The organism is Acinetobacter sp. ANC 3903 (assembly GCF_002135315.1).
Taxonomy (GTDB): Bacteria; Pseudomonadota; Gammaproteobacteria; order Pseudomonadales; family Moraxellaceae; genus Acinetobacter.
Genome location: NZ_NEGA01000001.1, coordinates 271,489 through 281,563, shown reverse-complemented (window position 1 = coordinate 281,563; position 10,075 = coordinate 271,489). Strand labels below are relative to the sequence as shown.

At 43.2% G+C, this 10,075-nt stretch carries 7 protein-coding genes, 1 rRNA gene and 1 pseudogene; 3 read left to right on the top strand and 6 right to left on the bottom strand.

Going from position 1 to position 10,075, the window contains the following annotated elements; translation table 11 throughout:
- From rrf to B9T29_RS01300, 3 genes are all read left to right on the top strand, one after another.
- Positions 1-96: ribosomal RNA gene (gene rrf, locus B9T29_RS01310) — 5S ribosomal RNA — on the top strand; the annotation flags it as partial.
- A gap of 377 nt (positions 97-473) precedes the next feature.
- Positions 474-2,882 carry a YgiQ family radical SAM protein gene (locus B9T29_RS01305; RefSeq protein ID WP_086174179.1) on the top strand — a complete coding sequence of 803 codons (2,409 nt, stop codon included), beginning with the start codon at positions 474-476 and terminating at the stop codon, positions 2,880-2,882.
- 350 nt (positions 2,883-3,232) lie between these two features.
- The gene (locus tag B9T29_RS01300; protein ID WP_086174178.1) at positions 3,233-3,778 is read left to right on the top strand and encodes a DUF2726 domain-containing protein; all 546 of its coding nucleotides are present in this window, start codon (positions 3,233-3,235) and stop codon (positions 3,776-3,778) included.
- A gap of 47 nt (positions 3,779-3,825) precedes the next feature.
- Here B9T29_RS01300 and B9T29_RS01295 read toward each other — a convergent pair whose 3' ends face one another.
- From B9T29_RS01295 to B9T29_RS01270, 6 genes and pseudogenes are all read right to left on the bottom strand, one after another.
- On the bottom strand, positions 3,826-4,185 hold the full coding sequence (locus B9T29_RS01295; protein ID WP_086174177.1) for a RidA family protein: 360 nt from the start codon (positions 4,183-4,185) through the stop codon (positions 3,826-3,828).
- A 516-nt stretch (positions 4,186-4,701) separates the two neighbouring features.
- A complete protein-coding gene (gene dinB, locus B9T29_RS01290; protein ID WP_086174176.1) occupies positions 4,702-5,757 on the bottom strand; it encodes a DNA polymerase IV in 1,056 nt (351 codons plus the stop codon).
- Positions 5,758-5,802: 45 nt separating this feature from the next.
- Positions 5,803-6,813: pseudogene (locus B9T29_RS01285) on the bottom strand (MBL fold metallo-hydrolase).
- Between the two features lie 62 nt (positions 6,814-6,875).
- Positions 6,876-7,661 carry a GH25 family lysozyme gene (locus B9T29_RS01280; RefSeq protein WP_086174175.1) on the bottom strand — a complete coding sequence of 262 codons (786 nt, stop codon included), beginning with the start codon at positions 7,659-7,661 and terminating at the stop codon, positions 6,876-6,878.
- A gap of 80 nt (positions 7,662-7,741) precedes the next feature.
- A complete protein-coding gene (gene mdtD / locus B9T29_RS01275; protein WP_086174174.1) occupies positions 7,742-9,133 on the bottom strand; it encodes a multidrug transporter subunit MdtD in 1,392 nt (463 codons plus the stop codon).
- 129 nt (positions 9,134-9,262) lie between these two features.
- On the bottom strand, positions 9,263-9,883 hold the full coding sequence (locus B9T29_RS01270; RefSeq protein WP_086174194.1) for a TIGR00730 family Rossman fold protein: 621 nt from the start codon (positions 9,881-9,883) through the stop codon (positions 9,263-9,265).
- Positions 9,884-10,075 lie beyond the last annotated feature (192 nt).

Genomic DNA, 10,075 nt, shown 5'->3' with positions numbered 1-10,075 from the left:
GTGAACCACCTGATCCCTTCCCGAACTCAGAAGTGAAACCTCTTAGCGCTGATGGTAGTGTGGGATTACCCATGTGAGAGTAAGTCATCGCCAGCTCATTATTCTAAACACCCCCTGATCAAATCAGGGGGTGTTTTTTTGTCCGGGGGATATTTAGCTCCTAAGATTCTAGTCCAAACATTCTAAGCATCAGCAGCATCAGAGTCTGCAGTTTGCTTACTTTAAAATATTTCAAACCTTATCCCATCCAATTTTCATATTTCAAATGAATTAGTGTGTTTAACTATATAAGTGATCACTTACTGGAGAAGCTTTTTCAACTGAAGTGATTATTTTGGGAGAATAAATTAAACCACTGGTTTTGTATAAATTATAATCAAGCAAGCTGAGTCGAATTCATGCTAAAATGCTCGGCTTTCATCTTTGATCTAATTTTAGATCTCCTATCATCTGCCAGCCGAGAATTGCTAGCCATGTCTACTGCTTATACCATGCAGACTGCGCCAAAAGCGTTGTTTGATTACGACAAATATTGGGCGTCCTGTTTTGAACCTGCGCCATTTTTGCCGATGTCACGCGAGGAGATGGATCAACTCGGTTGGGATAGCTGCGATTTTATTTTAGTTTGTGGTGATGCTTATATTGATCACCCATCATTCTGTTCAGGCATTATTGGCCGTGTGCTTGAGGCGCAGGGTTTCCGTGTCGGCATTATTGCCCAGCCGGACTGGACCAGCGTGGATGCGTTCCGTGTCTTGGGTAAACCGAATATCGCTTGGGGTGTAACGGCAGGGAATATGGATTCCATGATCAACCGTTATACTGCTGACCGTAAAATCCGTTCAGATGATGCTTATTCTCCAGATAACGTAGCGAATAAACGTCCTGACCGTGCCGCAACCGTATATTGCCAACGTGTGCGTGAAGCTTATCCCGATGTGCCTGTGCTTTTAGGCGGTATTGAAGCTTCATTGCGTCGTATTGCACATTATGACTATTGGTCAGACAAAGTCCGTCGTTCAGTGTTGATGGATTCTAAAGCAGATCTTCTCATGTATGGTAATGGTGAGCGTTCGATTACTGAAGTAATGCATCGTTTGGCCAAAGGCGAAAAAATTCACGAAATTACTGATGTTCGTGGCACTGCATTTATCGTGAATAAGTTAAACCGTCCATCTAAAGCCAAGTTTGTAGAAATTGCATCGAATGATGTCGATACTATTGGTCGTGTTGATCCGATCATCAATCCTTATGTGATGACTGAAGATTTAGATGGCTGTGAAATTGAAAAAGATAAGGGTAATTCTTTAACCCAATACCAAAATTTCCAAAAAGAAATTGTTACGAATCAAATTGTTCGTGAAGGTGACAATCTGGATGCAGACACGCAAATTGTACAGTTACAGCCCGCATCCAAAGCAATTAAACACAAATTGCCATCACGTGAACTGGCGGTGATTCGTTTGCCTGCATTTGAAGAAGTGGTTAATGATCCTGTGCTTTATGCCCATGCCAACCGTATTTTGCACTTGGAAACCAATCCAGGGAATGCTCGTGCCCTGGTACAAAAGCATGGTGAGCGTGATGTCTGGTTAAATGCTCCACCAATTCCATTGACCACAGAAGAAATGGACTATGTGTTTGACTTGCCTTATGCACGTCTGCCACATCCAGCTTATGGTAATGCGCGTTTCCCGGCATTCGACATGATCAAGTTCTCAGTGAACATCATGCGTGGCTGTTTTGGTGGCTGTACTTTCTGTTCAATTACAGAACATGAAGGCCGCATTATCCAAAACCGTTCAGAAGAATCGATCCTACGCGAAGTGGAAAAGATTCGTGATACCGCACCTGGTTTCACCGGTATTATTTCTGACTTGGGTGGTCCAACCGCAAACATGTACCGTTTGGCATGTAAAGATCCTGAGATCGAGAAAAATTGCCGTAAGCCTTCTTGTGTATTCCCGGGCGTGTGTCAAAACTTGCATACCGATCATGCACCATTGACCCAGCTGTACCGAAAAGCACGTGCGTTAAAAGGCATTAAGAAGATTTTGATCGGTTCAGGGTTGCGTTATGACCTTGCGGTATTGAATCCTGAATATGTCAAAGAATTGGTGACCCATCACGTCGGTGGTTATTTGAAAATCGCGCCGGAGCATACCGAAAAAGGTCCATTATCGAAGATGATGAAACCGGGCATCGGTACCTATGACCGTTTCAAACAAATGTTTGATCGTTTCAGTAAAGAAGCCGGTAAAGAACAGTATCTGATTCCTTACTTCATCGCAGCGCATCCTGGCACGACTGATTACGACATGATGAACCTGGCGATTTGGTTGAAAAAGAATGGTTTCCGTGCCGATCAGGTACAAACCTTCTATCCATCGCCAATGGCAACGGCAACCACCATGTATTATACTGGTAAAAACCCGCTGGCAAAAGTGGCGCGTTATACTGAAAATGTGGATATTGTGAAAGGTGAGAAACGTCGCCGCTTGCACAAGGCTTTCTTGCGTTACCATGATCCAAATAACTGGCCAATGTTACGTGAAGCTTTGAAAGAAATGGGCCGCTCAGACTTGATTGGTAATTCGAAACAACATCTGATTCCGAGCTATCAACCGCAAGGCACAGAAGGGCAATATCAGTCGGCACGCAAGAAAAACTCGACTGTAGCCGGGGATTCTGCAAAACGTACCGGTGAAAATACTGCACGTAATCAATCACGTAATGTTGCCAATACAAATGGCAATAATCGTCCTAAAAAAGGCCAGATCCTGACCCAACATACTGGCTTACCACCACGTGAAACTGGGGAAAAACGTCCATTTTCTGGTTCTAAATCCAAAATTAAATCTAAGCCTAAGTCAAAAGCTTGATTTAAAAATAAAAAAAGGACGCTTAGGCGTTCTTTTTTTATCATTCAATTAAATAGCCCTCTAATGAAAACAGCTCATCGGAATTGTAGGACAATATTCAAAAGTAGTCTTGCATCCCTACTGTACCTTGAGCTACAGTAATTCGGTGTCAGATAATGGATGAATCCTAGGCATAGATGTAAAAAATAAAATCAGTGCAAATTTTTGTCAGCATTTATAATGATTTTGTCATGATTGAATGCAGTTCGTTTGCTTGAAATATTTAATAAAAATAAGCGTTGTATACTGAGGTTGATAACAAGCATCGGTGTGACACCGGAAAGACTATAAAAAATTAAAGGATTAAGAGGATGATAATTTATATTTTGGTCGGAAGTTTACTTCTGTTTGGTATTCTGCTGAAGGCTTGGAAAAGTCTGGAAGGTAGTGCTAAACAGCAAGATAGTGCTTTAAAACAAAGGGCTATTTTTAATATTAGTGAACAGATAACCTTTACACGCCTTAAAGAAATATTGCCGCGCAGTACCGTGTTGGTTCATGTTTCATTTGATGCCTTGCTGACGACCAAATACAGCCGTACCCGCCATAAATATCGCAATATGGTGGCAGATTTTGTGATTCTGGATGAACATCATCAGGTGCTTGCCATTATTGCATTGGATGATCCTATGGCCTTACGGCATCCGCAAAATGCCCAATATCAGGATGCGCTGTTGGCGATGGCCGGGTATCGGGTGATTCGCTATGAAGATGTACCGGAATATTTTCAGTTAAGACAAGATTTTTTAATTGAAAATCCTACTGATTTTCAGCTAGATGAGTTAACAGAAGCTTCAATAAAAAAGTATGATTTTTATCCAGATTTGGGCCGAAAGAAAATCCGAATGTTAGGTTAAATCAGCATAAGCATGAATGATATTCATGCTTATTTTTTTTTGCATTTTTAATTCGATGTACGAACAGCAGTAACCGTCATTTCCACCAAAACATCAGGGGCATACAGCTTGGCTTCGACACAGGTACGGGGCAGGGCTTCAATATCAGCCACCCAGGCATCCCAGATTTCATTCATTGCTGCGTAGTCCTTTTCAATATCTTTTAAATAAATGGTCACAGACATAATCTGGCTCTTGTCTGTACCAGCATCTGCCAGCAAGCGATCAATAATTTCCAGAGTTTGCCGGGTCTGACCTTTAATATCCAGCGTGGTATCTGCAGCCAATTGACCAGCCAGATGTACCAGGTTGCCTGAAATGGCAATTTCAGAAAAGCGCTTTTCAACATGCAGGCGTTGTACTGTCATAATATAAGTCCTGTATTTTCGGCATAATTGCTGCGAGCCATATTTTGGTCATACAAGCCTGCAGCCAGTTAGATGGCAACATCATAATGCCATGAGCTCTTAGCGTAAATCATTTATCGAGCAGCCATGGTTAAGCTAAAGCTGTTGCAGAAGAGATTTTTAAAATTAACAGGAAAATTAGAACATGCAGCAGCAAATTACACTAATCGACAGCCGTATTTATAAAATGATCAGTGCAGCCTGAAATAGACTGTTTTTTAAGAATGTATAGAGAGGTGTAAAAAGATATGTAAGAGGCAGAAGAGAGAAGCCATGCTGTTCAACAGAGTTGCCCTGTAACATTCGGATTTGATCGTCACGCCAATCACAGGACAGCATGCTAAAAGTAAAGGTGATTTTTAGCATCTCGGCGTTTACATGGATAAATGTATCGCGCCCATAGAGTACCGCAAAAATACCTGTTGTGTGTAATCAATTGGTCTAATTACATTCTTTTGGTTGAAAAACATGCAAATCTTACCAAAGAGAAAGCTGTGACTGATCTTGCTGATCGGAAAGCTGATACAGCCCAACGCCAATGAGGCGAAATTGAAAATGTTCTGGAATATGCATTTCTATGAGTAGCTGTTGCAACACCTGTTCCAGTTGTTGCCGATTTTGCAAAGGCTGTTTGAAACTCTTGCTGTGCTGTAAGACCTGAAAATTTTTTAACTTGAGTTTAGCTGAAACCCCGCGTGCGCAAAGTTGTTTGCGTTCTAAACTGTTCCAGACTTGGTCAATCAGTCGAGGCCAAGAGTTTTGGCATTGGGTTAAGGTCAGGTCATCATCAAAGGTGGTTTCTTTGGAAATTTGTTGGCGTTCGCGCTCCGCCTGAACCGGACGTTCATCAATCCCTTGAGCATAGAGAAAAAGCTGCTTGCCATATTTGCCAAAATGCTGAACCAGCATATTTTGCTCAATTTTTTGTAAATCTCCCAGTGTTTGCAATTGCAGCAGCTTGAGCTTTTCTTGCATTACTTTTCCCACACCGGGAATTTTCTTCAGTGGTAAATCCTGAATAAAATGCTGCACCTGTGAGGGCTTAATCACACAAATACCATTCGGTTTGTTCCAGTCTGAAGCAATTTTAGCTAAAAATTTATTTGGCGCGACTCCGGCAGAGGCGGTTAAACCAGTCGCTTGGAAAATATCTTCCCTTATCTGCATGGCCACTTCGGTGGCACTTGGAATATTTTTCAGATTTTCAGTCACATCCAAATAAGCTTCATCTAAAGATAAAGGCTCAATGAGTGGTGTGTAATGTTGAAACACCTGATGAATTTGCGCAGAAATGTCACGATATTTTTCAAAATTGGGCTCAATCACGATTACATGTGGACAAAGCTTTCGGGCCTGTGACATCGACATGGCAGAGCGCAAGCCAAACTCGCGCGCAGGGTAGGAGGCTGCACAAATCACTGCCCGTGGATGATGTGAAGACACCACCACAGGCAAATGCTTTAACTCTGGCCGATCTTTCAGTTCCACGGATGCAAAAAAGGCATCCATATCGATGTGAATGATTTTTCTCATGCAGTCCCAAATTCTGCTTGTACATGCTGGGCTAGTATCTCATCTTCATCGATCAGATTGTAGAGCAGGATCAAGTGGATACGACACAGGTTGACTGAGTAGAACCAGCCGGGTGTGTTGTTGTTCAGCCGCTTGAATCAGGATATTTAGACTTTGCTCGGTGTGATCTGCCAGGTACGGTAAAAATTCCAAAGGCTGGTCAATCGGCTTGAAAAAATTATCCCAATGAATAGGCATAACCACTTTAGGTTTTAAGGTTTGATCGAGATAGTTTTGCTGAAACCCTTCCGATTGGCGTGACAACTGGGCAATGCCTAAAAATAAAATATCCACCTTTAAATTTTTCAGTTGATCCGGTATAGCATCGGTACTGGCTTTGACTAAAATGCGCTGACCTGAATGTTCAATCAGATAGTCAAAACTATGGCCTTCTTTAAATGCCGAGAAGCGGGCGGGAAGTTGCAGTGGCTGGGTAATTTCCTCTCCCAAGTCATTGTTCACGGCAGTAGGCGGCGTATGTTGTGACGGAATGGCGGTGATCTTAAACTGGCCAAACAGCATAGGTTTAAAAGGCTGGACGGGTAGCAGTTGCTGTTCTGCAACATGCCCGCCGCGGGCAATATTTAAGCTGCTGTTTGAACCAATAATTTTGCTGTTCGGGAGCTGTTTTCCGAGTTCGGCAATATCGAGAGCATGATCATAATGTGAATGGGTCACCAGGATGGCTTGAGTACGCTGTAACTGACATTGAGCTATGACTTGTTTAAGAATTTTGGGTTGGCTTTGGATTTTGGTGAACAGCACCTGTCCAATGGAAGGACGGCTAAAGAAACCGTCAATCAAGATCTGGGATTGGCCATCATCAAAAAGCAGGGTGGAAACGCCAAAGAATTTGACCTTGAGCTTGGAAGATGTGGCTGCTTGTGCAGATGCCGGATATTACCATTTTTGAAAATCAGACACTTGACCTGAAGGTTGCAGTAGCAAAACTACGACAGCCACCAGAATAAGTATGCTGATGCCGAATGCCAGCCAAAATCCCTTTTGAATTGCCATAGTTTTACCGTTTTTTTGTGCAGTTTTGTTTTTATTTTGGATTAAGATTAAAGCTTATCTTGTTATTTTTTAGGTAAATTTTCAACCTTTTTCATTGGATAGACACCATTGTCTTCTAAAAAGTGCATCCAGTCTTCTTCATCGCCATTAAATACATTCAAGTCCACTTCTTTAGGGATGCCTTTAATTTGTCCCTGATTGGTATGCTGCCAGAACAGCCATTTCGGATTGCCTTTTAAATCCGGTTTGCCTTTGTATTCACGTACCCAAAGTGGTGTTTTTGTAAATTCCCCAGCCAAAATAATGTTATAGAAGGCTTTGGAGGTATAAAAAATCGGTTGTTTGCCATAATGCTGAGATAGTCGATCATGCATCACCTGAATTTCTTTAAGTAGCTGTTCTCTGGTATAGGTGTTGATGCAGTGACTGTCATATTCCAGATCAATCACCGGTGGCAGGGCATCGGCTTTATTGGGCACGGTTTCAATAAAATTTTGTGCCTGAATTGCGCCATCACGGCATAAACGGTAAAAATGATAGGCACCCACAGTCAAACCCTGTTCACGGGCTTGTAACCAATAGTCCTGAAATTTTTGATCTTTAAAATCGCCGCCTTCGGTAGCTTTCAGATAGACAAATCGATAGGTCTTGGGGGAAATTTGTTGCCACTGAATATCGCCCTGATGATGTGAAATATCAAAACCTTTGACCGGATATTCCTGTGCCGAAGCAGGATTATGATGCAAGACAAAAACATACAATACGATTGCAACACAGCTCAGCATGAGGCCAATGCAAGAGGCATACAGCTTGTGATGATTGGATTTGGCGAATCGTTTTTTAGGCATAAAATAATTTGTGATGTTTTATCAAGCACATGATAACGCGATCTGAACATTCAGACCACGTTGTTTCTGATGCCATCTGATTATACCGGGGTGTGGCGTGGAATTTGCCAGAAAATGGCTGCGGTAATCAGGTTAATGCAGCCGAGGAGGATCAGGGTGCTATGAAAAGCCATCACCAGCTGTTCAGGACCGAAATAGGCCGTAAACAGGTTCACCAAGGTGCCGGCTAAAGCCACCCCTATACTCATCGACACCATCATGATCATCGACAGGAAACTGTTGCCACTGCTGGCATCCTGTTGCGGTAAATCCTTTAGGGTCAGGGTATTCATGGAAACGAACTGCAAAGAATTCAGCATGCCAAAAACAAAGAAATGCAAGGTTCTTAACCAGATCGGAGTCTCCGCCGTGCTCAGGGCAAAACTGGCAATACATGTTCCGACCAATAAGGTATTGACCAACAATACTTTACGATAACCAAAGCGTTGAATAATCTGCCGGATAATCGGCTTGGAGGCCAGGGAACCCAGTACGGTCGGAATCATCAACAGACCGGTAATAAAGGGTTCAAAGCCAAAGGCGACCTGCAACATCAGCGGGATCAGAAAGGGCATGGCATTGCCGCCGAGACGCGCAAAGAAATTACCCACAATACCAATGGCATAAATGCGATTGCTAAATAATGTGCTACGAAACAGCGCATTATGATGGGTATGTGCATGAATGGCATAAAGGATAGCTGCAAATATCCCGGCAATCACCAGAGTAATACTCCACCATAGTGACTGAGGAGGGCTGGCAAAATTTTCAATGCCCAGTGAAAGTCCGACCATGGCAATGACCAGTAAAATAAAACCTGAAAAATCAAATTTTTTGACGTTAGGCTCGGTCACATTCGGCATGGCTTTAACGGTGATGAGAACCCCTAGAAACCCCATCGGAATATTGATGAGAAAAATCCAGTGCCATGTCGCCACTTCGACCATCCAGCCGCCCAGTGTCGGGCCAATCAGCGGGCCGACCAGACCGGCCAAACTCATTAAGCTCATGGCCGATAAAAACTGGCTGCGCGGAATGACCTTGAGCATCGCCAGCCGGCCTACCGGAAGTAACAATGCACCACCAATCCCTTGAATAACCCGATAAAAGAGCAGCTGGTTTAAACTGCTGGAAAGTCCGCAGCCCAGTGAGGCCAAGGTAAACACAATAATGGCTGTAAAGTAGGTATTGCGTACGCCAAAACGGTCGGCCAGCCAGCCGCTTAAGGGAATACAGGCAGCGACCGAAAGCACATAGGCCACCACCACGCCATGCATCTGTAGCGGGTCTTCATTCAGATTCGCTGCCATCGCCGGAATTGCGGTATTGACAATGGTGGTGTCCAGACCTTGCATAAAAAAGCCGATCGATACCAACAGAACCAGCAGTCGGAATTCAGGTTGTAGGGCTTGATGCGAAGGTGTGGCGTTCATAAAAATATTAAAGTGATTTTTTACAGAGTTTAAAGCAATCCAATCAAGATGGTGTAAGAAAAAGTTGTGCTATCCATTATAGGACAGCACTGTCTGTAGTTTGCTTTTTTGTGTTTGTTGGAAAGGGACTTAAATGGCGAAGTGTTTCGGGGCACCCAGATTTTTAATGGCATTGAGAATCTGGTCGGCATGATTGCAGATAATCAGTTTGGCCCGATGCTGCGGCGGTAAAAAGCCTTCAGTAACGGCATGATCCAGCTGGCTAATCAGGGCATCATAAAAGCCATTCACGTTATACAACATCATGGGTTTCTGGTGCTGATTCAACTGTCCCCAGGTGGCAATTTCCAGAATTTCTTCAAAGGTGCCCAAGCCACCTGGCAAAGCCACAAAGGCACTGGCACGCTCGGCCATCATGGCTTTGCGTTCATGCATGCTCTGTACAATGTGTAACTCGGTCAGCTGGTGATGCGCGATTTCATAATCCAGCATAAACTCAGGAATCACCCCGACCGTTTCACCGCCACGCTGTCTGACTGCATCTGCCACTTGTCCCATAAGGCCAATACTTGCGCCGCCATAGACCATGCCGAAGCCCAAGTCTGCCAGCGCCTGAGCCAAAGCGATGGCTTTTTCCTGATAAATCGGTTTATTGCCTGAACGTGAACCACAGTAAAGGGCAATTAAAGCTTGAGTTGTTTTGGGAGTAGGATTGTTATGTTTGGGAGTCATTTTTAATACACTGTTCATCATTATATTTTTACCATAGCATTTTATTTTTTCAGTCTCTAGCTTAAGCGCCAAATATGACACGGCGTGATCAACCTTATATAGATTTTGCAAAAAATTGTTGAAATTGGGTGAGTGAAATAACAGCGCAGTACGGAAAAAAGGATGAATTTCTACTTCATCTTGCTATACTAAAAATCTGTTTTCCAACAA

Coding starts and splice junctions, on each gene's coding strand:
- B9T29_RS01305 (WP_086174179.1), top strand. CDS start 474: ATGTCTACTGCTTATACCATGCAGACTGCGCCAAAAGCGTTGTTTGAT.
- B9T29_RS01300 (WP_086174178.1), top strand. CDS start 3,233: ATGATAATTTATATTTTGGTCGGAAGTTTACTTCTGTTTGGTATTCTG.
- B9T29_RS01295 (WP_086174177.1), bottom strand. CDS start 4,185: ATGACAGTACAACGCCTGCATGTTGAAAAGCGCTTTTCTGAAATTGCC.
- dinB (WP_086174176.1), bottom strand. CDS start 5,757: ATGAGAAAAATCATTCACATCGATATGGATGCCTTTTTTGCATCCGTG.
- B9T29_RS01280 (WP_086174175.1), bottom strand. CDS start 7,661: ATGCCTAAAAAACGATTCGCCAAATCCAATCATCACAAGCTGTATGCC.
- mdtD (WP_086174174.1), bottom strand. CDS start 9,133: ATGAACGCCACACCTTCGCATCAAGCCCTACAACCTGAATTCCGACTG.
- B9T29_RS01270 (WP_086174194.1), bottom strand. CDS start 9,883: ATGAACAGTGTATTAAAAATGACTCCCAAACATAACAATCCTACTCCC.